Raw genomic sequence first — 24,861 nt, forward strand, 5'->3', positions numbered from 1 at the left:
GCGCTCCACGACCACTTATATACTGTCCGCGTCGCGCTCCACGACCACATATATAGTCCGGGATCCGTGTTCATCGGCGGATCGGTGTTCGGTAGGAACGGGACAACGGAGGCGAGCGGCCGAGTCGAGTGGCCGGTCCAGGCGACGGCGGGAACCCGACATCCCTTATATACCCGCCGCCCGTCGATACGGTATGAAACGGATATCGACGGGTGGCGGTCGGCGGTGCGGGGGCAATGAGTAGTCTCGCGATCCAGTACGGCGACCACGAACGGGTCGCGGAGATCGTCGACCGACTGTTGTTCTGTGCCGAACACGTCAGCGTCGATTTCGACGGGTGGGGAGAGCCACACGTGAAGGGTCCAGGGCTGTACTTCGCGGTCATCGCCGACCGAGAGTACGGGTCGTACGCGGACCCGATGGGCGACAACCGGTGGCCCCGGGGTCGCTGTCACACCGTCTTCAACGAGGACGAGTTCGTCGAGGCCGCGGAGCGGGTGAGCCTCCAGGCCGACGGCGGGATCGTCGTCGCGGTCGACGGCGAGATCGAGGGGCAGATGGTCCGATTCCGGGACCTGGGGACGCGGCGTGAGGAGACCGACCTCGTCGACGACGTGGCGTACGAGCCGTGGATGGGGTCGCGTCACATGAGCGCGATCGAGACGTCGGTCCGGCCGGAGGTCGTCGCGACCGTCACGCTCAGCGAGGAAACCGGTCGAGTCAGCCTCTTTCGCGACGGGGAGGCCGAGTCGATGGCCCGTGACGCGATCGGCGGCCCCTGGCGCGGAGAGTAGCGCGCCGGACCGCCCACCGTTATGGTTCCGGCCCGTGAATCGTCGGGTATGTACGACCACGTTCTGGTGCCGACGGACGGTAGCGAGGCGGTCGAGCGAGCGCTCGATCACGCGATCCCCCTCGCGGCGGACCACGACGCGACGATTCACGCGCTGTACGTCGTCGACCGCCGTGTAGCGACCGCGGGGTCGAGCGAGCTCCACGACGAGGTCATCGCGGATCTGGAGAGCGAGGGCGAAGACGCGGTCGCGGCGGTCGCCGAGCGCGCCCGCGAAGCCGGCCTCGACGTCGAGACGGTCGTCCGAACGGGGACTCCAGACACCGAGATCGTCGCCTACGCGGAGGGGGCCGACATCGACGTGATCGTGATGAGTCCGGAGGGGAAATCCCCCCGCGAGCGGATCCAAGCGCTCGGCAGCGTCTCCGACCGCGTCACCGACGACGCCACCGTCCCGGTGTTCCTGATCAAGTAGCGACGGCTCGACTCCCGGCCCGCCGCCCCGGCGGACTACTCCACGAGATCGTCGACCGAGTCGCCGATCTCCCCAACCCGCTTCCGCTGTGCGTCGGTCGCGTCCGCGATCCCGCTAGCGCGATCGGCGACCGCGTCCGACGACTCCGCGGATTCGTCGACCATGGCCGCGACTTCTTCGACCGACGCCGCCTGCGAGTCCATCGCGTTCGATACCTCCGTGACCCCTTCTGACGCTTCCGTCACCGCGTCCTCGATCGCCTCCAGCCGGTCGAGCGCGTCGTCCACCTGCGCGGTCCCCTCGCCGACGCGCTCCGTCGTGCGCTCCAGCTCCGCAAGCGTCGACTCGCCGCGTTCGGCCATCCGGTCGACCGTCGACTCGATCTCCGCGGCGTGCTCGCTCGCGTCCGCCGCGAGCGTCTTCACCTCGTCGGCAACGACTGCGAACCCGGCCCCGGCTTCACCCGCACGTGCCGCCTCGATGGACGCATTCAACGCGAGTAGGTTCGTCTGGTCGGCGACACCGGAGATGACATCAGTGACGCCGCGGATCTCCTCGACACGCTCCTGTAGTCGGTCCATCTCCTCTCTGACGGCCATCGTAGCCTCGTCGATCGATACCATCGCATCGGCGGCGTCGTCCGCGGCGTCGACTCCCTGTTCGGCGAGCGCGGCGGCGGTGTCGCTCGTCGTCGCGACCTCCTCGGCGGTCGCCGCCACCTCCTCGACCGTCGCCGTCATCTCGTTCGCCTCGCGGGCGACCTGCGTCATCCGCTCGGACTGTTCTCCCGCGAGCTCGTCGATCCGATCCGCCTCGCTCGCGACGTTCGCGGTCGATTCTTGCAGGTCGTCGATGGGGTCGCCGACGCGTTCAGCGACCTCACGCGAGAGCCGTCGCTGTCGCGCCGCCTCGCGTCTCGCGTCCTCCGCGTACGAGTGAACGTAGGTGTCGATAGCGAGCTGCTGATCGAGGAGGAACGCCTTAAGTACCGACAGCGCCTCCGTTTTGAACTGCTCGACCGCCCGAGCAGCCTCCGACGTCTCCGCCGCCTCAGACGTCCCCGCCGCCTTAGCGTCGCCCGACGTGACTCCGGTCGTCGCTTCCTCCACGCTCCCGGCCGACTCCTCATCCGGGGGCTCGGTCGTGTCCACTGCGCGGTCGGCGAGCACGTCGAACACCCCCTCGTAGTACACCGCGTACTGGCCCAGGTACGCGTCCGGTTCGAGATCGAGGAGGTCATGGAGCCGGCCAACCCGCGCCCGATCCGCGAAGTAGTCGCGACCGTACTCACCCTCGACAAGCCGTTGGAGATACCGACGCTGACCCTGTTTCAGCCCTTCCATCGGCATCGACGACCGATCGAGGGTCGCACGCACTTCCTCGTCCGTGTGGATGTGTTCGTAGAACGCTTCGACGATACCCTCCGCCGCAGGTTCGAGATCGGGAGCGATCGCCGCGAGCCGCTCCTCGTCCGCCCCGGTGAACCGTGTGTACTGCTTGCGACGCTCCATCTCCACCTCGTCGATCCCGATGTCGGCCAACAGCGTCTCGCCGTCGACGGTCGCCCGCGTTTCGTCGTCGATCGCGACAGACTTGCTCATGGGAACACGAACTCCGGGATCGATATATGAGCGTTCGTCCCCGATTATCAGATCGGTTTTCGCCGTGCTACCCCGCGTTCGGCCATCGACCCAGCGGGTCTCTGTCCCGTGATGTGGATACGGATACGCCGGACCCAGTCCAGCGTTTACTTGTCACTGGGAACGGAGCTGTTCGTATGGAACTCACGGTTCTTGGCACTGGGAGCGCGATGCCGGTTCCCGAGCGCGTCCAGGCGGGGTATCTCCTCGATGACGGCGATCGGTCGCTGCTCGTCGACTGCGGCAGCGGCGTCCTCGGACGACTCTCGGGGACAGGGACCGGCTACGAGGGCGTCTCGACCGTTCTCCTGACGCATCACCACCTCGACCACGTCGCGGACCTCATGCCGCTGTTGAAAGCGCGGTGGCTCGCCGGCGAGGAACACCTCGAAGTGATCGGCCCGAGCGGCACGAAGTCGCTGGTCGACGGGCTGCTCGACGTCTACGAGTATCTCGACGGCCGCGTCGACCTCGCGGTTCGTGAGGTGTCGCCGGCGCGGTCCTTCTCCGCCGGCGGGTTCGAGGTCGCGGCCCGCGAAACCCGTCACTCGATGCCGTGTCACGCCTACCGGTTCTCTCCCCCGGGAAGCGATCGCGACCCCACCGACGGGCCGCTGACGCTCTCCGGCGACTCCGAGGCGTTCGCCGGGCTCGCGGCGTTCGCGGACGGCAGCGACGTGCTCGTCCACGACTGCGCGTTCCCCGACGGGACCGACGTCTCGAACCACCCGACGCCGACCGCGCTCGGCGAGGTACTGGCGGGCGTCGACGTCGAGACGCTACTCCTCTCACACCTCTATCCGCATACCGGTGGCCGCGAACGCGAGATGGAAGAGAGCGTCCGAACGGCCGGGTTCGACGGTGAGGTACGGGTCGCGGAGGACGGGCTCCGCGTCGATATCTGATCGAGATCGGCCTCGACGACGCGCCCGGTGTGTCGCCGAGGAGTAATTGATACTGGTTACACGAAACCGTCCCTTACCCGGGCGCTTAAGCGTTCGTAGTCGCTTCCGTTCGATATGACCGAGCCGCTCGCGGACGATTTCGGACGGGAGGTGACAGGGGTACGGGTCTCGCTCACGGACCGGTGTAATTTCGACTGCGTCTACTGTCACAACGAGGGGCTCGGGGACACGCGCGGCCCGATGGAGCCGAGCGAGGACGAGATGAGCGCCGACGACGTCGTCCGCTTCTTGGAGGTCGTCGAGGGGTACGGCGTCGAGAAGGTGAAGTTCACCGGCGGGGAGCCGATGCTCAGACAGGACCTCGAGGAGATCATCGAGCGAACCCCGGAGTCGATGGAGGTGTCGATGACGACGAACGGCACGTTCCTCCCCGGTCGTGCCGAGGACCTGAAAGCCGCCGGGCTCGACCGGGTCAACGTCTCACAGGACGCGCTCGACCCCGACGACTTCGCGGCGGTCACGAAATCCGGTGCGTACGACCAGGTGTTGGAGGGCGTGAAGGCCGCGGTCGACGCCGGGCTCGACCCCGTGAAACTCAACATGGTCGTGTTCACTCACACCGCGGGGTACGTCGAGGAGATGGTCGAACACGTCGCTGACAACGAGGGGCTCCAGCTCCAGCTCATCCAGTACATGCCGGAGCTCACCGGTAAGCCGGAGTGGAACGTCGACATCGGACGCGTCCACGACTGGCTCGCCGATATCGCCCATCGCGTCGAACACCGCGAGATGCACGACCGCAAGCGGTACTTCGTGGGCGGCGACGGCGATGGGGACAGCACCGGCGACGGCGGTGGCATGGTCGAGATCGTCGACCCCGTCGAAAACGAGGAGTTCTGTGCCAACTGCGGGCGCGTCCGCGTCACCCACGAGGGGTATCTGAAGGGGTGTCTCAACCGCAACGACGATCTCCGTTCGATGGGCGAGATGAGTCGCGAGGAGATCGCCGAGGCGTTCGAGACGGTCGTCGCCAACCGAGTCCCGTACTACGGCGAGTATCTGATCGAGAACGACGACGGCGAGTACGAGCTGAACGAGAAGTACCTCGGGACGCCGAGCGCGGCGGACTGACACGCGTCACAAGCGGTCCCGGAAACGAGCGCTCACGTCCGAGCTCGCTGTGCCGACGCCGTGCCGCTCGACGAGGTGACGAAGCGGGAGGAGGAGATAGTACATCGGATGAAGCCGTCCGGGGAGCGGTAGCGCCCGGTACTCCGTGAGTCCCGGATGTAGTCGGGAGTGAAACAGAACTGTCCGGACGGCGTCCCCGAGCGAGTCGGTCGCACGCGTCGTGTAGGCGAGCAGATCGCTCCGCTCGGGACGCCCGGCCGTCTCTGAACACAGCTCCTCGACGGCTGCCGCGGCGAGGCGGTCGGCGCGTGGATCGCTCGCGACTCGCTCGCGGAGGGGTTCCGGACTGATCGTCCCAAAGAGCCGGTCGACCAGCGCGACAGCGATGAGAAGCCGCCGATCGCTGTCGCGTCGGCGTGCCTCTTCGATGACCCGCTGCCAGTCCGGGTCGGTCGCCGCTAGGGCGGCAGCGAAGTCGCACGTCCACTTCAGCAGGTGCCACTTGTGTTTGGTCCCGTGAAACGCGAGCATACGAAGCCGGTCCACGGGTGCGAGCGCGGGTACGTCGGAGCCGGCGACGGTGACAGCCTCCCGTCGGTCCCAGAGCGTCTTCACGTCCGGATCGAACGGCTGTGCGGCGTCTCCTACCCCACAGCGAACTTCGACGTGTGTCCGGTCGCGTCGGAGCTCGTATTCGGGCACCAGCGGTATCGTGAGCGGCCCACCGAGGACCGGCGAATCGTCGAGCCTCGGCGCGTCCGTCCACTCGTATCCACGGGCTTCCAGCACGTCGACGGCGTCCGTCAGGTCCTCGCGGGGGACGAGCACGTCGAGATCACGGTACGCTCGCATGCCGACCTCGCCGTAGGCGAACGCCTCGAGCACCGGGCCCTTGAACGGAAGTGCACGAACGCCGCCTTCTTCGAGCGCACCGAGGAGCTCGTGAAGCTCCGTCGCGAGTCGCACGTCGCGCATCGCGGTCGACCTCGTTCGCTCGGTCAGCATCGCCCGAATGCGGTCCGGTACGTCGACCACGGTGTCGGCTCGTTCGAGTTCCCGAACTCCGCGGTTCAAAAGCGGCGTAACGCCGTGTCGGCGGCTTAACTCGAGAACGCGTTCCCAGTCGGGGTCGCGAGCCAGCAGCGTCTCGCACCGATCGTCCGCCTCCACTTCCTCGGGGCGAACGCACCGGACGAGGAGTTCGAACTCCGTGGACGCGCCGGTCAGCATGGTGCGGCGAGATCGTCTACCACCCGACCGACGAGCCGCGGTAACTCGTCGAGGTCGCGCGGCCGGCGGAGGCGCTTGACGGCCACCGCCGACGCGAGGTCCGAACACCGGTCGAAGTTCGAAATCGCAGTCGCATCGTCCCGGAGCAGTCCTGCCGTGTAGGTGTTCTCGATCAGGTTCATGATCTCCCTGTTGGGGTTCGTTCTCGTGATTTCTAGGCGGTCGGCGTCCTCGAGAACGTACACCCGATCGAGCGGCACTGGCGCGGACGGCTGTCCGTGCGGGAGCGGGTAGAAGTGGCGCTCCCGCGCGTCGCCGATACGCTGCGGCTCCCCGACCGGAACGTCGAAGCGATCGACGACCTCCGGACCGAGCTTGATGGCGGGATATCCGGCGCGGACCGCAGGGCCGGTTTCACCCGACACGACCGTCGCCGCGTCGTCGCTCAGGACGCGATAGCCCTCCAACAGGAACGCCGTCGCGGTCGTCGTTTTCCCCTGTCCGGAATCGCCCAGAAAGGCGACGGCGACGCCATCGATCTCGACGACGCTCGCGTGCAGGACGAAATGGCCGCGCTGGTGAAGCAGGTGGTTGAACGCCGGCCCGAGGACGACGTGTCTGAGAATCTCGTGCGGTACGTCCCCCGCTGGATCGATGACTATCTCGTTCCCCTCCCGAATCGCCACGTCGACGAGCCCGTAGCGCAGGTAGTACTCGGCCCGCCCTGCGCGCTCGACCATCCCGTCGTCGGCTGTCGCGAGCTCGGGGCAGTCGACCGCTCCGACAGCGATCGTTACGTCCGCCTCCGTACCCACCGATCCCTCCCACCGCGGAAGCTCCGGGAGATCGAGACCCGATCGTACCGTCAACCCGAACGCGGAGTACGACCGTCCGGAATCAGCCTTCACGCGGACCACCCGCGGAGCGCACACTGACCGTTCAATTTCACGAGCGTTGTCCGTCCGCATCCGCTGGCAGCGGCCCACATGTCCTAGCCTATCGGCCGATCGAGTATATCTATGCACTCGCTAACCCGTGTTCTCGGAGGGAGAGCGACACTGCTCGCCGGACCCGTAACTGGCGATGTGCAGAACGGGTCCCGAACGCGGTTCGGGATCCCGTCGCAGCAGCCTCCTCGGGGACAGTTGCGCTAGTTTGCGCCGCGACCGCGGCCATCACCGCCGCGCCCGCCGCGGCCGCCGTAGCCGCCATCGTGCCCCGATTCGGAGAGCTTCTCGACGCTCCCGTACGTTTCGACGGTCGGTTTCGCGTAGTCCTTCATGGGTATAATACCCGACCGACACTTCCGAGAGAACGCTTATTGTTATACCACGGTTTCTGAACGGTGTTACAACGTACACCGTCGCTTATCGGGGATTTCGGCTGCGCGCTACGCTCGTTAGGGGAACGATACGCCGTCGTCGCTCATCGTCCGCTCCAGCTCACGGGTCGACCTCGACGAGCTTCTCGTCGACCATCGTTCGCACGAATTCGAGTATATCCTCCTCACAGGACGCGTCCGCCACGTCGTACTCCTCCGCGATCGTGTCCGCGAGGTACTGAACCGTCGTGGGCTCTTGCAGTAGTTCCCATACGCGAGGGCCGACGCCGGTGAGCCCTTGATAGGTGCCGGTTTCGGTGTTGAGAAGCACCAGCTCCCCGTCGACGGTGGTCGTGGTCGGATGGTCGCTCGCAGCGACGGTCGTCGTCGTATCGACGGACATACGTCTCCGACGGTCCGGTCGGGAAATAGTTAGTTACCGACTGAGACGCGGCCGACCTCGGTCACCGCCAGCGCTTCGATCGATTCGTGCGGTCGTACCCTCCGTATAACTAACCTACCTATGCGTGAGGGTCGTACCGTATGGCGGAGCCGGATATCTCGACGGGTGAAAAGCTGGAGTCCCTCAAGCAGGTCGCTCGGCACCGTCCGCTGTTCATGGCATCGGTCCTCGTGTTGAGCCTCGTTTCGACGCTCTTGGAAGGGATCGGACTCACGTTCCTGTACCCGATCATCACGGCCGCACAGGCCGAGGGGGACGCGGTACAGAACGCTGATGGAGTCACGGAGCTGTTCTTTCAGGCGTACTTAACGCTCGGACTGCCGTTCACGCTCGAGTTCCTCATCGTCGGGCTCGCGTCAGTCATGGTCGTCCGATACTCCGTGTCGTTTCTCGCGAAGTGGCTGTCGTCGGTTCTCACCGTCGAGTACGAACGATATCTCCGAACGCACGCCTACGAACTCGCACTGGGTGCGACGGTCTCGTACTACGACGACGAGGGGTCAGACGACATTCTGAACGCGATCATCACACAGACCCAGTACGCCAGTGGAGCCATCCAGCAGATCCTCTCGCTCGTCCGCCAGACGTTGCTGTGTCTGATGTACGCGTCGATCGCGCTCGTTATCGCCCCCGTTCTCACCGTCGTGGCAACCGTGGTTTTCGGCGGCTTGACCTACCTGATTCGACACGTTCTCGAACCGGGATACACCGTCGGGGACCGAGTCGCGACCGCGAACGAGCGGGTTCAGGAGAACGTTCAGGCCGGCACACAGGGGATCCGCGACATCAAGCTGTTCGGCATGACCGATCACCTGCTCTCGGAGTTCCGGACCACCATCGATCGGTACACGAACTCCAGTATTGCGTTGTACCGAAACCAGATCGCGATACGGAGCATCTACGAGCTCGGCGTCGCGATCGTTCTCTTCGGGTTGATATACGTCGCGATCTCGCGCCTCGCGCTGTCTATCTCGGCGCTCGGCGTTTTTTTGTTCGCCATGTTCCGTCTCGGCCCGCGGATCAGCGGGCTGAACTCGATGGTGTACGCCATCGAGGGAAACCTGCCGCACCTCGTTCGGACTCACCGATTCATCGGTCGATTGGAAGAACGCCAGGAGCCGGACGGCGGAACGAGGTCGGTTCCGAATCCCATCGACGAGGTCGAGTTCGACGACGTGTCGTTCACCTACGACGGTGAAGACGGTCCGGTGCTCTCCGATATCACCCTCCGAATCGATCGCGGGGAGTTCGTCGGGATCGTCGGCCAGTCCGGCACAGGAAAGTCGACGGTCGTCTCGCTTCTAGCCCGTATCTACGACCCGACCAGCGGGGAGATCCGAGCCAACGGCACGTCGATAGAGGAGTTCGATCTTCGCGAGTGGCGTTCGAACGTCGCGATGGTACGTCAAAACCCCCACATCTTCAACGACACGCTCCGGTACAACCTCACGACTGGCCGAGATGTCTCGAAGGGTGAGCTCCGGCGCGTCTCGGAGGTCGCACAGATCTCCCACTTCCTCGACGAACTGGCGGCGGGGTACGATACCCCCCTCGGCGACGACGGCGTGAAGCTCTCCGGCGGCCAACGACAGCGAGTCGCCCTCGCGCGAGCGCTGCTGAGCGACGCCGAGCTGTTGATCCTCGACGAGGCGACCAGCGACCTCGATTCGGATCTCGAACGACGCATCCATGAGACGATAGAGCGCCTCGGAGACGACCGAACGGTGATCGCCATCGCCCACCGTCTCTCGACGGTTCGCACCGCAGATCGGATATACACGGTCGAAAAAGGCCGGATCACCGAGTCCGGAAGCCACCACGAGCTACTGCGTAACGACGGGAAATACGCGTACCTCCACTCGATACAGCACGACAGCGGCGAGCACGCGTGAGGTCCGCGCGGGTTAGCCCCCGTCCGCTTCGACGCCACTTCGCACTCAGTCGGCGAGTGATACGGACCACGTGTCCACGTCGCTGAGGTCGCCGATGGAGACGCGGTACGAGATGCGCTCCCCGTTCGCGTACGTCCGTATCGGCGTCCGAAAGAGCGGGTTACCCCAACTCGTCGGTCCCGCCTCGTCGGGGCTCGTATCGAACTGCGTCTCGTCGTCGAACACCGTCCGAAAGAACAGACAGATCCCGTCGATCTCGCCCGGCTCGGTTACCGTCCGAGCGACCTCGAACTCCGTCGGCACGGAGGAGCCGTCGGACATATCGTCGAGATCGACGGACAGCACCGGCTCCGGTTCCGACAGGAACGATTCGAACTTCTCGTGTCCGACGAAGCGCCAGGAGTGACTCGGTTGGCGGTACTCGTTCGTCTCACCGAGCAGGTCGAGGAACTCGAAGCTGACGTCGTGTACCGGTTCCTCCCAGAGATACGGCACCCGAGAGTCGTCGTTCACACGGACCGGTTCCGCGAAGAGCTCGAACCGCGCCGGTAGGACCCGCCCGTCGTCCGCGAGCACGCGCCGCTTCAGATCGAGGACGTTTTCGAGCATGTTCTCGTCGAAGAGCGCAGCCCCCATCTGTTCGTGAAGGATCACGTCGACCGCCTCCGAACAGGTGAACTCTCGACTGTTCGTTTGATGGAATTCGACGTGTTCGATCCCGTTGTATTCGGCCGCGATCTTCGCGATCTCGATGATCTCCGCGTGATCGATCGCGTGGACTGTTGCTCCCTGCTGAGCGGCGAGGAAGGCCAGAATGCCGGTGCCCGTTCCTAAGTCGACGACCACGTCGCCCGCCTCCACGTGTCGCTCGATGCCCGCGGCGTAGGTATCGACGCGAACCGGGTCCGCAAGCATGCGCTCGTGTGCACAGAGAGTGCTGAACTGGTCCTCGTTCGTGAGATCGTACAGAGCGTTCGAGACGGTCTCGTTCGACCGCAACCGACGGAGCGTCGACCGAACCGATCGGCGGACCGTCCCTTTCATTGATGTGACCATTGAGTCGGTGTAGCGCGGACGGACGTTTCAGTATGGACTTCTTATTGGTCTTCAACGAGCACTCACTTCGGGCAGTAGCTGTCCAGCAGCCGAAACCGAGCGTGATCGTCGACCTCACCGATCACGACTTCGCCCTCGTGTATTACCCACGCATGGGCTTCGAACGCCTCGTCTTTCGCGACGCCGAGACGGATCTCGGTTCGATAGCCGTTCGCGTCGAACAGCCGCTCACCGACGACCGCTCGCATCAGACAGGAGAAGTATATCGGGAGGGCGGTGTCGACGGTGTTTACCGCCCACGGAACTCGTCTCGGGTCCCGAACCCTCCGGTAAGGCGGAAGCGCTCGGACGAGCAGGTCGAGCGCTCGGTGAGTGGGGTCCAAGCCGACGATCGTCAAAAGCGATCGGCTCGCGACCAGCGAGACCGTCGTCGTGGCGAGTAGCTGGCGCTCTTCTCGGGACAGGGAGGCGATCTTACGTAGCGCGGATAGCATTGCTCCCCGCGGTCGCTTCGTACCCGGTGGCTCCCGACACGATAACCACCGCTTCATCTCCAACCATACGTGAGATCGACGCCCGTTCACCGATAGTTATTTCCGGATTTACCCGCCGGTTTCGGCACGGGCACGTGGGATTCGAACTCGATAGGCGGCTCGTTCTACTCGTCTCACGACGTTCGAATCGCCGTGTCGTCACTCCTCGCTTTGCTCGGAGACGACGAGCACGATGGGATTCGAACCCACGACCATCGGATTAGAAGTCCGACGCTCTATCCAGGCTGAGCTACGTGCCCTCGGATCATCCGTCGGCAGCGGCGAATAAAAACGGTCGTGGTTCGAGCCGGTCGGGACCCCGTCACCGGTACCGAACCGTAAGTACATATTTCTACGAACCGAACATAGCAAGTTTTTAAACTAATCGCCGGAGCTAATGTCATGGGTTATCACCCATCAGATGACGGCGGCGGAATCGGGAGACGCGGGTTCTTGGGGCTGACCGGTGCCGCACTCGGTACGGCGGCGGTCGCGTCCGGCTCGTCGTTCTCACCGGTATCGGCACTGACGAACACGGACGTCGACCTCGACGCGGTCTCGTTTTATTCCCCGGCGAGCCAGATCGCGGCCGACGGCGAGAGCGAGCTCGCGGACCCGGAGCAGGTGGTAGTGTGGGCACCACCGGACTCGGTGAACTTCGAGACGACGGACGACGGCCCGACGACGGTCGTGTACGAGGAGAACCCGATCCCCCTCGTCTCCGAGGACGGGCCCGTTGTCGGGTTCGGGTCGGTCGACCTCGTCAGCGACGACCAGGGCGGGTTCGACCTCGACAACGAGGAGTTCCTCCTCAACGTCTTCGACGAGAAGATGGGCGGGAGCGGCACCGTGCTCTGGGACGAGGGACACGACCAGTTCGGCGGCCTCGCGCTCTCGAACTACAACTCCTTCGACCAGTACGCGGCGAACGCGGGCTACGACCTGACGGCGACGACGGACGTGCTCGGGACCACGTCGCTGCGGTTCCCCTCGACCGCGAGTCAGGTCAACCCGAGCGGCGGCCCGCTGACGAACTCCGAACACGTCGTGGTGTGGGCGGAGGACACGGCGGAGAACGTCGATAACGAAGAAGACGGTGCGTACATCTACGCCGACGACGAGGAGATCCCGCTCGTCTCCCGCGACGGCGACGTGGTCGGCCTCGGCACGCCGGAGATCATCGAGGACGGCGATCTCACGGCCGCCAACGAGGCGTTCGCGCTCAACCTGATCGCTGACACCGTCGGGTCGAGCGGCACGCTGGTGTGGGACGACGCACACGACACGTTCTACGACTCCTCGAAATTCGACGCGTTCGCGGACGCCGTCGAGAGCGAAGGGTACGCGTTCGAGGCGACGGACGACCTCCTGGGCGACAGTGTCGGCGGCGTCGACGAGCTGGAGTTCTTCTCGACGGCGAGCCTGCTGGACGAGAACGGCGACCCGCTCACCGACGAGAGCCTGATCGCCGTGTGGGCGGAGCCGACCGCGGAGAACGTCGACGAGTTGGGAACCGGCTTCGTCGACTACGCGGACGTCGACGCCGACATCCCGCTCGTCGCGGTCGACGACGGCGTGGTCGGACTCGGAACCGAGCTCGCGCCGGACGCGAGCGGCGAGGACGACAACCGCGAGTTCCTCGTCAACGCCTGGGAAGACCGCCTCGATGGAACCGGTACGGTGCTGTTCGACGAGAGCCACGGCCAGTCGCTGTCGCTCGACGACTTCTCCGAGCTCGAGGCCGTGGCCGAGAGCCGCGGGTTCGACGTCGAGTCCGTCGCCGACCCCATCGCCTTCGAGGCCGCCCTCGACGACGTCGACCTGCTGATGGTGGCGAGCGAGGACGACGACATCGCCGGCGGCTTCCCCGAGGACGACCTCGACGCGCTCGCCGATTTCGTCGACGACGGCGGCGTCCTGTTCCTCCACGACACTGCCGACTTCGGCGGAGACTCCACGGACACGCTCAACGGGATCGCCGAGGCCGTCGACGCGGCGTTCCGGTTCAACACGGACCAAGTCGTCGACGAGGAGAACAGCGGCTTCGCGTCGTTCGTGCCTCGGACGAGCAACGTCAACGACGATTTCGGCTTCTTCACTGCCGACGGCGGCGAGGAGGGCGACGGCGAGATCCCCGGCGACGCGCTGTTCGTCCCCTCACCTGCGGACGCGTACACGGACGCGGAACTCGACGCGCTCGTCGACTTCGTCGCTGATGGCGGGAGCCTCTTCCTGCTCGACGAGTCGGAGTTCGCCAACGAGGAGACGGCGAATCTCAACGCCATCGCCGACACGCTTGACCTCCCCTTCCGGTTCAACGCGGATCAAGTCGAGGACTTCGAGAACAACGCCGGCGATCCGTACCTCCCGACGACGACGAACTTCAACGAGGGATTCGACGTGTTCGCGGGGCTGGACGCGCCGGGACTCGACGAGGCCGACGGGCTCGTGGTTCCGTCGCCCACGGAGGCGTTCTCCGGGGCCGAACTCGATGCACTCGACGAGTTCCTCGCGGACGGCGGCGCGCTGTTCCTCTTCGACGAGTCGGACTTCGGCGGGCAGGGGAACACCGCGTTCGGCTTCGACGAAACGGAGAACCTGAACGCCATCGCCGAGTCGGTCGACCTGGCGTTTCGGTTCAACTCCGATCAAGTGAACACCGCCGATGGCGACTTCGATGTCGCCACGTCGAACTTCAACACGTCGTTCGACTACTTCGGCGCGCGCGAGGACTCGATCGGGATCGACTTCCAGCGCGACGAGGCGTACTACGGGCGCGTCGTCCGGGTGTTCGACGGCGACACCTTCGAGGTGGAGTTCGACTCGGAGTACGACTATCGCGACGTGATCCGGCATCTCGGGTTCGACACCGCGGAGACGCCACCGGCGACGAACGAGACGGAGGAGTGGTTCGGCATCGAAGACTTGGACCACCTCGACACGTGGGGCGAGAACGCGACGGAGTTCGCGCTCGATCTGATGGCACCGGACGCGGAGGCCGGCGAGACGGACGTCGAGGGACGACGGGTCAAGATGGAGTTCGACGAGGTCGAACCCCTGCGCGGCAACTTCGGTCGCCTGCTCAGTTACATGTACTACGACCCGGACGACTTCGACGCCGACGCCGACAACGCCGATGCGCCCGACGACGCGTACACGGGTGAGTACGACGCCGACTACAACCTCGAAACGGTCGAGGAGGGGTACTCGCGCGTGTACTCGTCCGGCTTCTCGCGGCACGACGAGTTCGCCGCCGTCGAAGAGGCGGCGCTCGCGGATGGGCGCGGCGTCTGGAGCGCCGCGGACTTCGACGCGCTCGATCCGATCCGGAACGAGCCGTACGAGGAGCTGTTCGTCCCCCGGACCTCCTCGATCACGACCACGGACGGCCCGCTGACGGCCGATAGGGTCCCGGTGTACGCCGGGGAGAACGCCCAACAGGAAGCCTTCGAGGACGGTGAGAACGGTACCGGCGGGTTCGACGGGTACGAGGACCCGCCGCTCGTCGGCGTCGACGAGGACAATCGCGTCGCGATGGTCGGCGGATTGCTGTTCAACGAGACGTACGAGGAGAGCGAGGGATTCGTCGACACGAGCGGGTTCGGTAACTTCCCGTTCCTGTACAACTTGGCGAGCTACCTCTCGAACAACGACGGCGACCTCCTCCTCGAAGGCGGCCATGCCCAGTTCGACGTGGAGGGGTCGCTCTCCCTGGAGCGCGTCCAGTTCTTCCTCCGGTTCGTCGAGGGTGTGGGGTCGCGGCTCCGGCAGTTCAACGACGTGGTGAACACGCTCCCCGCGGCGGACGAGCCGACCGCGGTGTTGCTCACCTCCCCGGGACGCGCGTACACCGACGCGGAGCTCGACGCGCTCGCCGAGTACCGCGACGAGGGTGGCGCAGTCGTTCTCCTCGGATCGACCGCGGCGTCCGGGGAGAACCGGTCGAAGCTCGATGACGTCGCCGCCGGACTGGGCTCCGACCTCCGGATCAACGGCGATCGGGTCGTCGACGACGCCGACAACCTCGATGACGACCCGGCGATCACGGTCACCGACCGATTCGACGAAGCGTTCCCGCTGTTCGACCCGGTCGGCGAGGGGCCGCTCGCGGGGGTCGACCCCGAGACGCAGGCGTATCTCGAACTCATCGCGAACGACGAGGGGAAGATCGACCGTGACGCGCTCGACGGGGCGACCGCCGACTGGGCTGCGGGGCGGATCGACCGAGAGACCCTCGATGTCGTCGTTGAAGCGTACACCAACGGCACCGTGGTGGTGGCCCCGTGAGCGCCGCTGACCAGGGCGGCGACCGCCTCCGGGCGGTCGCGCTGGCGGCCGTGATGCTCGTCGCCGCGGTCTCGATGGGTGTCGCGGGGCTCGGTGCCGCCGACAGCGCGGACGGTCTCGACGACGCAGCGCTCGAGAACCTCACGCTCGACGCCGACCCCGCCGACGCGAACGCGGCGTCCACGCACACGTGGTCGTTCGACGACGCGGAGTTCGACGGCGAGGTCGACGAGATAACCGTCGAGTACCCCGATGGGACGAGCCTCGACGGGCTCACGAACGACGACGTGACTGTCACGCTCGTCCGACAGCTCACCGGGGGACCGGACGAGAGCGAGATCAGCGTTAACAGCGGCTCGTATGACGGGACAGAGGCGACGTTCGACCTGAGCGGAAGCTTCAACACCGATCTCGTCGGGGCGGGATCGGTCGTCGTTGACGGGGTCGAGAATCCCGGCTCCGGCGAGTACGCTCCGACGATCACCCTCAGTGGTGACGACGACGAGCTCTCCGTCACGGCCGACCTCGTCGTCGCCGGCGACGGGGACGAGAACGAAGGCGACGACGGAAACGAAGACGACGACGAAAACGATGGCGACGGCGACACCGACGATCCCGCGGAGGGGACGTCGCTGACGCTCGATCCCGCGACGGCGGATGTCACCTCGACGCACACGTGGTCGTTCGACGACATCGACTTCGACGGCGAGGTCGACGAGGTCGTCGCGACGTACCCCGACGGAGCCAGCTTCGACGGGCTCACGAACGACGACGTGACCGTGGCGCTGACGCGCTCGGGCGAGAGCGAACCAACCGAGATCAGCGTCAACGCCGACGAGTACGACGGCACCGAGGCGACGTTCGACCTGAGCGGCGTCTTCAACACCGACATCGACGGCGCGACGTCCGTCACGATCGACGGCCTGCTCAACCCCGAGGCCGGCGAGTACGAACCGACGCTGACGTTTGTCGGCGAGGACGACGCCGTCACGGCTCCGGCGACGATGGTCGTCGAGGGAGACGACGTGGACACGCTTGCCACGACGTTCACGGACGGCGATGGCGAGCCGATCGCCGAGACGGACGTCCTCCTGACGCTCGACGGTGTGGAGGACGCGACCGCCGACGAGGAGGTCGTGACGGTCGCGACGACCGACGCTGACGGCGGGGTCGTGGTCGACGTCCCCCAACCGGGCGCGTACGAACTGACCGCGACCGCACAAGGGGTCGGCGAGGCAACCGAACCCGTCGATATCGATGGGGAAACGACAGTGTCGCTCGCGCTCACGGCGGCGGAGACGGGATCGATCGACGCGCTCGTCACCGACGCCGACGGTGAGGCACTCCCGGAAGGGAGCTGGGTCCAGCTCGACAGCGAGGAGTTAGACGCGCCCCGTACCGGACAGGTCGACGCCGACGGCACCGTCCTGATCGAGGGCATCGAACCGGGTGAGTACGACCTGTCCGCCGAGACGACCGCCGCCGGAACCACCGATCTGGTCTCCGTACAGGTCGATCCTGGCGAGACCACGACGGCCGAGTTCACCTACGCCGACGCGCCGACGACGGCGGATCTTGTCGGAACCGTGACCGATCCTGACGGGGAACCGCTGGCGACCGAGACGGTCGTGATCGCGTACGACGCGGTCGGAGATGAGGGGGACGACGGCGCGGCAGTCGTCGAAACGGACGCAGACGGCGGATTCACCGTATCCCGGATCGCAGCCGGAACCTACGAGGTGACCGCGACGGCGGCGGGGACGCCACCGAGCGATCCCGTCACCGTCGACATCAGCGCCGGCGAGTCGGCCGCGCTGTCGCTGTTCGAGCCGACCCCCGAACCGGGAACCGTTTCCGGTGTCGTCACCGATGCCGACGGTGATCCCCTCGCAGAGGGGACGTGGGTGACGTTCTCGGCGGAGGCGGACGGATTCGGCCCGGATAAAACCGTTCAGCTCGACGCCAACGGCGGCTTCGAGTTCGGCGAGGTCGCTCCCGGGAGCTACGATATCGTCGCCGAGACGCTGGACCGGGGCGAGACCGACGAGCACAAGGTGAACGTCGCCGCCGGCGGATCGACCGACGGCGTCGAGATATCCTACGCCGAGGACGACTCGCCCGGCAACGGACCTCCGTCCGGCACTCCCGGGGAGGGACCGCCCGGAAACGGTAACGGACCGCCTGGCGACTCACCCGGTAACGGACCGCCTAGCGACTCACCCGGTAACGGACCGCCCGGAAACGGCAACGGACCGCCAGCGCTCGCTCCGGTCCTGTAACCGGCGTTCAGCCACACGTTTTTCTTCGCGCCGGCCAACAGCAGACCTAAGTCTTCCACGGCAGTAGCCGTCAGTAATGAACGTTATCGGTACCGTCGGCCTGCCGGGCAGCGGCAAGGGCGAGGCGGCGACCGTCGCCGAAGCGGCCGGCGTCCCGGTCGTCGTGATGGGCGACGTGATCCGCGAGGAGTGCCGCGAGCGCGGCTTGGACCCGGCCGAACACCACGGGCGGATGGCGGGCCGCCTTCGCGAGGAGGAGGGCGACGCCGCGATCGCCGAGCGGTCGATCCCGCGGATCCGCGAGGCGGCGGCGGAACACGACGCGGAGACGGTGCTCGTCGACGGGCTCCGTTCGACCGTCGAGCTGGAGCGGTTCCGCGAGGCGTTCGGCGAGGAGTTCACGCTCGTCGCCGTACACGCCCCCTTCGAGACGCGAGCCGACCGTCTCGGCGAGCGCGGTCGGGACGACTCCGACGCCGACCAGGAGGCGCTGCGGGAGCGGGACGCCCGGGAGATCGCGCTCGGACTCGATGACACCCTGGAGCGGGCGGACGTCGAGATCGACAACACCGGGTCGCTCGCGGCGTTTCACGACCGGATCCGCGAGCTGCTCGGGGTGACAGAGGAGGCGGTCGCCGGCCGTGAGGGCGGCGACGCGGTCAGTGACGACGCCGCCGACCCCGTTGACACCACCGACGGCGGTGGTCGCCCGTGATCTACAGCGTCGACGTCCGTATCGTCGCGCCGGTGAACGACACCGAGGTGACCGACCGCGTCACCGACGCGGTCACGAACGTGTTCCCCGACGCCGAGCCCGTCCACGAGGAGGGACGGCTGGTCGCGGAGGCGCACACGCTCGACGCGTTCTCGGACGTCCTCCACGAACAGGAGATCCTCGACACCGCCCGGCGGGTGTTCCGCTCGAACGCCACCGAGGAGGGGTTCACGTTCGCGCTCAAAAAGCAGGCGGCGTTCGAGGGCGTCGTCAACTTCGCCGTCGGGGAGCCGGACGAGCTCGGCGAGATCGATGTCGAGGTTCGAGTTCGCGAGCCCGACGTCGAGTCGTTCATCGACTACGTCGCCCCGGAGACCGACGACGGGACGCCGGTCGACCCGATCCGGGAGTACGGCGACCGATACGATCCGAGCGAGGAGCCGTACTGACGCCCTACTCTCCGCCCAGCAGCGTGGATGCCGCCCCGCCGATCGCGCCGAACGCGACCGGGTAGACGACTCCGGCGAGAAGGACGGCGGTAATGAGGTCCGGTGCGATCGTCCCGTCCCCGATGGAGTAGCCGAAGAGGAGCGCGCCGATGACCGCAAGCGGGAGGTACCCGATGACGAGGAGCGCGCCAGCCTGCGCGCCGACTGCCGGGTCATCGGCGTTCGCGATCCGACCGGCGGCCAGCCCGGCGAGCAGGAGCAACAGCGGCGGAACGACGTACAGCGCCGTGAGCGTTCCCTCGTCCGAACCCGCGATGAAGTTCTCCGAACGGACGCCGCCGAACGGGACCGGGACCTCCGTGACGACGAAGTGGGCGTTGTAGAACACCCAGCCGACCGCCTGCCAGGACGGGATCGGGTCACTCCCGAACAGGTCGGCGATGAAGTTGAACGCCTCCAGCTGTTCCTCTATGCCGCCACGCTGTGTAACGTACACGAGGAGGTAACCGAGGACGTACGCCGCGATCCCGCCGGCGGCCCCGGCGGCGAGACGACTCGTCGTGTCCGAGCGGTCGGCGAGGGACATGAAACACAGGTCTGTCAGAAGATACAAGAAGGTGATGGCTCGAACCGTTCCGACGTTCCCCACGTCGCCTCAGTCGTCTCCGGGGACCGCGTCCGCGGGATCGACGACCGCTCCGTCGATCTCGTCGATACCCACCCGATCACACAGGCCGTAGAGCGGGCACGCTTCCGGACCGTCCAGACACGCGGGTTTCCGAGCGGAACAGTACTCCCGGCCGAACTGGATCATCGCCGTGTGGCCGAACCCGCACTTCTCCGGCGGGACCGCCGCCTCGATCGCCTCGCGAACGCCCTCGTGGTCGGCGCCGGCCGGAGCGAGCCCCATCCGTCGCGCGATCCGATGCACGTGGGTGTCGACGGGGAAGACGCCGCCGCGCCCGCCCGCGAACAGGAGGACGCAGTCGGCCGTCTTCGGGCCCACGCCCTTGACCGACAACAGCGTGTCGCGGACCTCGCTCGGTTCGCCCTCGGTGACGAAGCGGTCGAACGCCGCGGTCGATCCGTACTCCTCGATCGCCCACTCGGCCGCCCGTCGTATCACCGTCGACTTCTGGTTGTAGAGGCCGGCCGACGCGATCGTCTCGGCGAGCTCGTCCTCGGCGGCGTCGGCGAGAGTCTCCGCCAGCCGATCGGCCGGCCCGTAGCGGTCCATCAGCGACTCGTGTGCCGGCTGGCTCGCCTTGTCGGAGGTGTTCTGTGAGAGGATCGTCCTGACGAGGCACTCGAACCCGTCACGGCCGCCGTACGCCTTCTGCCAGTACAGGTCCCCGAGCTCGTCAACGACCGCTTCCGCGCGCGAGTCGCCGTCGCCGGGGTCGAACTCGTCGTACGCGCCGCCGCCGTCCGGGCCGCCGCTGATGTTTTCCGCTGGTTCGTCGCGCATACGTCCGATCGGTCCCGAACGGTGAAAAACTCCGCGCGGAACGATCACGGAGTCACGGTCCCGGAACAATCACAGGGTCACGGTCCTCGAACAGAACCGCGTGAACTCACACGCGTTCCGTCCCCTCCGGCAGGTTGAAACGGATCGGCCCGTAATCGGATCTATGAGCGTCGAACACGCCTCTATCGAGGAGCTCGGCCGGGAACTCGGCGAGCAGATCGCGCGGACGCCGGAGTACGAGCGCTTCGAGGACGCACGCGAGGCCGTCCAACGCGACGAGGACGTCCAAGAGCGCATCGACGAGTTCGAACGAATCCGTGAGGAGTTCATGCAGGCGAGACGGACCGGGGACGCGAGCCAGTCGGACCTCAAACGTGTTCAACAGGCCCAGTCGGAGCTTCACTCGATGCCGGTGATGCGGGAGTTCCTCGACGCACAGGACGAGCTCTCCGACACTCTCGAATCGGTCAACGAGGCCATTTCCGAACCGCTTGCCGTCGACTTCGGCGGCGAAGCCGGCGGCTGTTGTCAGGACTGAGTGTCTGGATTTGGGCTGCTGTCCTCCTGGCGGCCGTTCTCCGAGCCGCCGCCCGGTCACGAACCGCTCGGACCCGCTTGAACCGTGACCGCAGTACGCGACTGCTCCCGCCCCCGTCGCCCGGACGTTTATATTGGATACCGACACACCTCGCTCCGTGATAGCCGTTGCCGGTGGAAAGGGTGGATCCGGGAAAACGACCACGACCGTCGGGGTCGCGCGTGCGCTTGCTCGACGTGGTGCCCCTGTCGTCGCCGCCGACGCCGACTGGGACCTTCCGAACCTCGCAGCGATGGCGACCGGACAGGTCGGGCGATCGTCCACCCCACAGAATCCCGGAGGACACGTCGCGTTGCCCGGGGTCGCAGCCCGTGTCGACGGGGTCGCCAGCGACGGGGTCCCGCTCCCGGCCGACCGCTCCGAGCCGACTGTCCTCGCGGCACCCGAACACCCCCGAACGGTCGACGCGAGACGGACGTTCGACGCGCTCAAGCGCGCGACTCCGGCGGAGCGCCCGCTCCTCGTCGACTGTCCGGCCGGGGCTGCGCCCGACGCTGCGGCACCGCTCCGTGCGGCCGACCGGTCCGTGCTGGTGACCCCGCTTCGTAAACCGGCGCTCCGCGACGCCGCAAAGACGGCGGCCGTTGCGCGGCGGCTCGACTGCCGGCCGATAGGCGTCGTCGTCACGCGAGCACAGTCGGTCCCCGACGCGATCGTCGAGCTCCTTGGGTGTCCGGTACTCGGCCGTATTCCGCCTGCACCACCCGACCCGCTCTCGGACCCGGACGTCGCGTCGGCGTACGACGCCGTCGTCGATCGGCTCGTCGAGGAGCACGGTCACGGACGCTGGCGGGTCGCGTGAGCCGACGGTCACGGGATCGACGGTCGCGGGACCGATAGCGGGGACGTGGACACGGGCGATCCGCCGCCATCGACAGAGCCAAACGTCCACGGGAGCCAGTGGGTCGCATGGAGCGGTTGCCGACCGGGATCTCGGTCCTCGATAGGGAGCTCGACGGCGGTCTCCCGGCCGGTAGCGTCGTCGTGTTGAAAGCCGAGCCGGCGAGCCAGTCCGAGTTGTTCTTGAACACGTTCACACACGTTCGGGAGACACTGTACCTCACGACGGTCAGATCGCCCGACGCCGTCGACGACGCCCTCGAGCGATCCGCCGTTCGTACGGGCGACCCGACGATCGAGGGGGTCGACGGCGACGCACCGCTTAAGCAGACGCTGGACCGAGCCGCGTCCGTCCCGCGCGACGGGACGTTGATCGTCGACTCGGTCGAACCGCTCGAGGCTTCCGACCCGGTGCGGTATCGTTCGTTTCTCGACGACCTCCGGTCGCGTGTCGACGAAGCGAACGCGATCGGCGTGATACACGCGCTCAAACGCGGTACTGCCTCCGCGAACCGGGTCGCCACCGAACAGATCGCCGACGTCGTCTTCGACCTCAGAACCACCGTAACCGGGACGGAGATCGCGAACCGACTCGCCGTCCCGAAGTTCCGTGGCGGGGCGGCGTTGGAGGAACCGGTCAAACTCAAACTGACCGACACGGTCTCGGTTGACACGAGCCGCGACATCGCCTGATCAGGGACAAGGCCGCTGATCAGAGGCTGGACCGGATCGGACCGGTCTTCGTCTGCCTGTGTGGGGTCCAAATCGGTGTCCGCCCGTCAGGGATCACGCCACGCCGACCGCGCCGAGCACGAGCACGATCCCGCCCACCCCGACCGCGGCGAGTGCCCAGTTCCGCGGGACGTCCCACGCACCGTACGGTCCGCCCTTCCGCGAGAAGAGGTACGCGAGATACACAGCGATCGGTGCGAGCGCGGGGATCGTGCCGACGGTCACCGTCGCGACGACGCTCGACGCGACCGCGAGGACGACCGTCGTGACACCCGCGCTCGCGGCGACGAGAAGGTCCTCACGGGCGCGTGCTATCTCCATACGTGAACGTGGTGACGCGGGTACACAAAAGATGTCGATCCGTTCGTCGGTGGTCGTGACTGAAACGCGTCTGTGACGGCGTTACTCGTCGTCGATCTCGTCGACGATCTCGTCGGCGTCGACGTCGACGTCCTCGAGCGCCTCCTCGATGTCGCCGGCACCGGCACCGCCCATGCCGCCCATCATCCCGCCGAGGCCGCCCATGCCGCCGCCCTCGATGACCTCCTCGACGACGACGCGGTCGAGGTCGAGCCGACTCATGAGGTCCTGTGCGATCTGCTGTTTCTGGAACATCCACTGCTGGTTCATCTGCATCGCCTGCGTAGCCGTCACGTAGAGAACGTCCTTTTCGACCTCCTCCGTCTCGACCGTCTCCTCGCCGTCCTCGTCCTCGGTGACCGTTTCTTCCTCCTCGACGACGGTCTCGATACGGACTTCGGGAGCCTCCTGGAGGTACATCCCGAGCATACCGGCGGCCTTCTCCTCGCGGTCCTCGATCGCTTCGAGCACCTCGTACTCGTACTCGAGGTCCTCGCCGGCCAGCGGGTGGTTGAAGTCGACGCGCGCGCGACCGCCGATGATCGTCTCGAGGTGGCCCTGCTGGTTGTCGATCTGGACCTGAGCGCCGGGGTAGCGGCTGTCCTCGGGGATCTTGTCGGCCTTGACCGTCTCGACCTCGTCCGGGTCGTACTCGCCGAACGCGTCCGTCGCCGGAACGTCGACGGTTCCCTCATCGCCGACTTCGGATCCGATAAGCGCCTCCTCGACGGTCGGGAACACGTGATTCGCGCCGAGCGCGATGATGCGCGGCTCGAAATCGTACTCGTCGGTGTCGATTTCGGCCTCCTCGGCGGTCTCTTCGTCGGTCGTATCGATGACTTCGCCGTCGTCGGCGGTTCGGATCGTGTACGCCAGACGGACGAAGTCGCCGTCGGCCAGACCGTTCGACTCGGCGTCCGACTCGGCGTCGGCGTCCGTCTCCTCGGCGCTCTCGGCCGCCTCCGCCTGCTCCTGATCGCTCATAGCGGAACATCACTCGTTACACTCTTAAGGCGCACGGTTCCGCTCGAAGCGCTCGCGCGTCCGCTGTGTCAAGGCCATCGGTGGAGCCGCACGAACGCTTCCCGCCGAGCTTTTGTCCCACGCCGGCGACGCACCCCCATGTACGAGGTCGAGATCAAGGTGCCCGCCGACCACGCGGCGGTCGAATCCCGATTGCGGGAGCTCGGTGCCGAGCGCGCGGGTCGGCGCGGACAGCGGGACGTCTACTACGACGCCCCACACCGCGAGTTCGCCGAGACGGACGAGGCGTTGCGGATCCGACACGAGACGGACGCGGATCCGGCGACAGACTCGCCGGAGACGACCCGGCTCACGTACAAGGGACCGCTGCTCGACTCGGCGTCGAAAACGCGTTCGGAACACGAGACGGCCGTCGACGACGCCGAGGCGCTCGCCGGAGTCCTCGACGGGCTCGGCTTCGATCCGGCGGCGACCGTCGAGAAGCGGCGGGTGTACTGGTCGCTCGACGGGTTCACCGTCACCCTCGACGCGGTCGACGGCGTGGGCGAGTACGTCGAAGTCGAACGCGAGGTCGAGGACGAGTCGGCCATCGACGCGACCCGCGACGCGGCGGCCGACCTCCTCGATCGACTCGGCCTGGACGCGGCCGATCAGGTCAGAACGTCATATCTCGAACTGCTCCTCGACGGGGAGTGAGCGTTCACGGCGCG

The 24,861-nt window shown here is 66.5% G+C and carries 24 protein-coding genes and 1 tRNA gene; 13 read left to right on the top strand and 12 right to left on the bottom strand.

Going from position 1 to position 24,861, the window contains the following annotated elements; all coding sequences use genetic code 11:
• The first annotated feature begins 236 nt into the window (after positions 1–236).
• Entirely contained in the window at positions 237–794 is a 558-nt protein-coding gene (locus ACZ5TV_RS11645; protein WP_379779561.1) for a hypothetical protein, read from the top strand.
• Between the two features lie 48 nt (positions 795–842).
• The gene (locus tag ACZ5TV_RS11650) at positions 843–1,268 is read left to right on the top strand and encodes a universal stress protein (RefSeq protein ID WP_379779563.1); all 426 of its coding nucleotides are present in this window, start codon (positions 843–845) and stop codon (positions 1,266–1,268) included.
• Positions 1,269–1,303: 35 nt separating this feature from the next.
• On the opposite strand, the gene ACZ5TV_RS11655 is transcribed toward ACZ5TV_RS11650, so the two are convergent.
• Entirely contained in the window at positions 1,304–2,869 is a 1,566-nt protein-coding gene (locus ACZ5TV_RS11655; RefSeq protein ID WP_379779565.1) for a methyl-accepting chemotaxis protein, read from the bottom strand.
• A gap of 176 nt (positions 2,870–3,045) precedes the next feature.
• Between ACZ5TV_RS11655 and ACZ5TV_RS11660 the strand changes: the two genes are divergently transcribed.
• Both ACZ5TV_RS11660 and moaA read left to right on the top strand, forming a co-directional pair.
• A complete protein-coding gene (locus ACZ5TV_RS11660; RefSeq protein WP_379779567.1) occupies positions 3,046–3,813 on the top strand; it encodes an MBL fold metallo-hydrolase in 768 nt (255 codons plus the stop codon).
• Between the two features lie 114 nt (positions 3,814–3,927).
• Positions 3,928–4,944 carry a GTP 3',8-cyclase MoaA gene (gene moaA / locus ACZ5TV_RS11665; protein ID WP_379779569.1) on the top strand — a complete coding sequence of 339 codons (1,017 nt, stop codon included), beginning with the start codon at positions 3,928–3,930 and terminating at the stop codon, positions 4,942–4,944.
• Between the two features lie 6 nt (positions 4,945–4,950).
• On the opposite strand, the gene ACZ5TV_RS11670 is transcribed toward moaA, so the two are convergent.
• The 4 genes from ACZ5TV_RS11670 to ACZ5TV_RS11685 form a co-directional block, all read right to left on the bottom strand.
• Entirely contained in the window at positions 4,951–6,174 is a 1,224-nt protein-coding gene (locus tag ACZ5TV_RS11670; RefSeq protein ID WP_379779571.1) for a nucleotidyltransferase domain-containing protein, read from the bottom strand.
• Positions 6,168–7,082 (bottom strand): hypothetical protein, encoded by a 915-nt coding sequence (locus ACZ5TV_RS11675; protein WP_379779573.1) that lies wholly within the window; start codon positions 7,080–7,082, stop codon positions 6,168–6,170. Before ACZ5TV_RS11675 ends, ACZ5TV_RS11670 begins: the two co-directional genes overlap by 7 nt.
• A gap of 242 nt (positions 7,083–7,324) precedes the next feature.
• On the bottom strand, positions 7,325–7,456 hold the full coding sequence (locus tag ACZ5TV_RS11680) for a hypothetical protein (RefSeq protein ID WP_379779575.1): 132 nt from the start codon (positions 7,454–7,456) through the stop codon (positions 7,325–7,327).
• Between the two features lie 160 nt (positions 7,457–7,616).
• Positions 7,617–7,898 carry a PqqD family peptide modification chaperone gene (locus tag ACZ5TV_RS11685; RefSeq protein WP_379779577.1) on the bottom strand — a complete coding sequence of 94 codons (282 nt, stop codon included), beginning with the start codon at positions 7,896–7,898 and terminating at the stop codon, positions 7,617–7,619.
• A 140-nt stretch (positions 7,899–8,038) separates the two neighbouring features.
• Between ACZ5TV_RS11685 and ACZ5TV_RS11690 the strand changes: the two genes are divergently transcribed.
• On the top strand, positions 8,039–9,850 hold the full coding sequence (locus ACZ5TV_RS11690; RefSeq protein ID WP_379779579.1) for an ABC transporter ATP-binding protein: 1,812 nt from the start codon (positions 8,039–8,041) through the stop codon (positions 9,848–9,850).
• A gap of 45 nt (positions 9,851–9,895) precedes the next feature.
• Here the strand turns inward: ACZ5TV_RS11690 and ACZ5TV_RS11695 are convergent, their stop codons facing one another.
• The 3 genes from ACZ5TV_RS11695 to ACZ5TV_RS11705 all read right to left on the bottom strand — a co-directional run bounded on the left by ACZ5TV_RS11695 (position 9,896) and on the right by ACZ5TV_RS11705 (position 11,699).
• Entirely contained in the window at positions 9,896–10,906 is a 1,011-nt protein-coding gene (locus tag ACZ5TV_RS11695) for a methyltransferase domain-containing protein (protein WP_379779581.1), read from the bottom strand.
• Between the two features lie 62 nt (positions 10,907–10,968).
• Positions 10,969–11,400 carry a lasso peptide biosynthesis B2 protein gene (locus tag ACZ5TV_RS11700; protein WP_379779583.1) on the bottom strand — a complete coding sequence of 144 codons (432 nt, stop codon included), beginning with the start codon at positions 11,398–11,400 and terminating at the stop codon, positions 10,969–10,971.
• A 224-nt stretch (positions 11,401–11,624) separates the two neighbouring features.
• Positions 11,625–11,699 (bottom strand) — tRNA-Arg (locus ACZ5TV_RS11705).
• Between the two features lie 142 nt (positions 11,700–11,841).
• Here ACZ5TV_RS11705 and ACZ5TV_RS11710 point away from each other — a divergent pair.
• From ACZ5TV_RS11710 to ACZ5TV_RS11725, 4 genes are all read left to right on the top strand, one after another.
• Complete coding sequence (locus tag ACZ5TV_RS11710; RefSeq protein ID WP_379779585.1) at positions 11,842–15,726, top strand: nuclease; 3,885 nt, start codon at positions 11,842–11,844, stop codon at positions 15,724–15,726.
• Positions 15,723–18,005 carry a carboxypeptidase regulatory-like domain-containing protein gene (locus ACZ5TV_RS11715; protein WP_464383869.1) on the top strand — a complete coding sequence of 761 codons (2,283 nt, stop codon included), beginning with the start codon at positions 15,723–15,725 and terminating at the stop codon, positions 18,003–18,005. Before ACZ5TV_RS11710 ends, ACZ5TV_RS11715 begins: the two co-directional genes overlap by 4 nt.
• Before the next feature lie 76 nt (positions 18,006–18,081).
• Positions 18,082–18,720: an AAA family ATPase gene (locus ACZ5TV_RS11720; protein ID WP_464383870.1), complete on the top strand. Its 639-nt coding sequence runs from the start codon at positions 18,082–18,084 to the stop codon at positions 18,718–18,720.
• Positions 18,717–19,169, top strand: a complete 453-nt coding sequence (locus tag ACZ5TV_RS11725; RefSeq protein WP_379782907.1) for an RNA-binding domain-containing protein — start codon at positions 18,717–18,719, stop codon at positions 19,167–19,169. The genes ACZ5TV_RS11720 and ACZ5TV_RS11725 overlap by 4 nt, the downstream gene beginning before the upstream one ends.
• Before the next feature lie 4 nt (positions 19,170–19,173).
• Here ACZ5TV_RS11725 and ACZ5TV_RS11730 read toward each other — a convergent pair whose 3' ends face one another.
• Both ACZ5TV_RS11730 and ACZ5TV_RS11735 read right to left on the bottom strand, forming a co-directional pair.
• Positions 19,174–19,755, bottom strand: coding sequence for a DUF7978 family protein (locus ACZ5TV_RS11730; RefSeq protein WP_379782905.1), 582 nt, complete (start codon positions 19,753–19,755; stop codon positions 19,174–19,176).
• A 69-nt stretch (positions 19,756–19,824) separates the two neighbouring features.
• Positions 19,825–20,637 (bottom strand): endonuclease III domain-containing protein, encoded by an 813-nt coding sequence (locus ACZ5TV_RS11735; protein WP_464383871.1) that lies wholly within the window; start codon positions 20,635–20,637, stop codon positions 19,825–19,827.
• Positions 20,638–20,800: 163 nt separating this feature from the next.
• Between ACZ5TV_RS11735 and ACZ5TV_RS11740 the strand changes: the two genes are divergently transcribed.
• The 3 genes from ACZ5TV_RS11740 to ACZ5TV_RS11750 all read left to right on the top strand — a co-directional run bounded on the left by ACZ5TV_RS11740 (position 20,801) and on the right by ACZ5TV_RS11750 (position 22,768).
• Positions 20,801–21,175 (top strand): YlbF/YmcA family competence regulator, encoded by a 375-nt coding sequence (locus tag ACZ5TV_RS11740; RefSeq protein WP_379782901.1) that lies wholly within the window; start codon positions 20,801–20,803, stop codon positions 21,173–21,175.
• Positions 21,176–21,332: 157 nt separating this feature from the next.
• A complete protein-coding gene (locus ACZ5TV_RS11745; protein ID WP_464383872.1) occupies positions 21,333–22,037 on the top strand; it encodes a nucleotide-binding protein in 705 nt (234 codons plus the stop codon).
• A 107-nt stretch (positions 22,038–22,144) separates the two neighbouring features.
• A complete protein-coding gene (locus tag ACZ5TV_RS11750) occupies positions 22,145–22,768 on the top strand; it encodes an RAD55 family ATPase (RefSeq protein WP_379782579.1) in 624 nt (207 codons plus the stop codon).
• A gap of 93 nt (positions 22,769–22,861) precedes the next feature.
• Here ACZ5TV_RS11750 and ACZ5TV_RS11755 read toward each other — a convergent pair whose 3' ends face one another.
• Together ACZ5TV_RS11755 and ACZ5TV_RS11760 are read right to left on the bottom strand one after the other, a co-directional pair.
• On the bottom strand, positions 22,862–23,128 hold the full coding sequence (locus tag ACZ5TV_RS11755; protein ID WP_379782577.1) for a hypothetical protein: 267 nt from the start codon (positions 23,126–23,128) through the stop codon (positions 22,862–22,864).
• Between the two features lie 81 nt (positions 23,129–23,209).
• Positions 23,210–24,151 carry an FKBP-type peptidyl-prolyl cis-trans isomerase gene (locus ACZ5TV_RS11760; protein WP_379782575.1) on the bottom strand — a complete coding sequence of 314 codons (942 nt, stop codon included), beginning with the start codon at positions 24,149–24,151 and terminating at the stop codon, positions 23,210–23,212.
• Positions 24,152–24,289: 138 nt separating this feature from the next.
• Here ACZ5TV_RS11760 and cyaB point away from each other — a divergent pair, with 138 nt between their 5' ends.
• The gene (gene cyaB, locus ACZ5TV_RS11765; RefSeq protein ID WP_379782572.1) at positions 24,290–24,847 is read left to right on the top strand and encodes a class IV adenylate cyclase; all 558 of its coding nucleotides are present in this window, start codon (positions 24,290–24,292) and stop codon (positions 24,845–24,847) included.
• Positions 24,848–24,861 lie beyond the last annotated feature (14 nt).

The organism is Halorubrum tibetense (genome assembly GCF_055396225.1).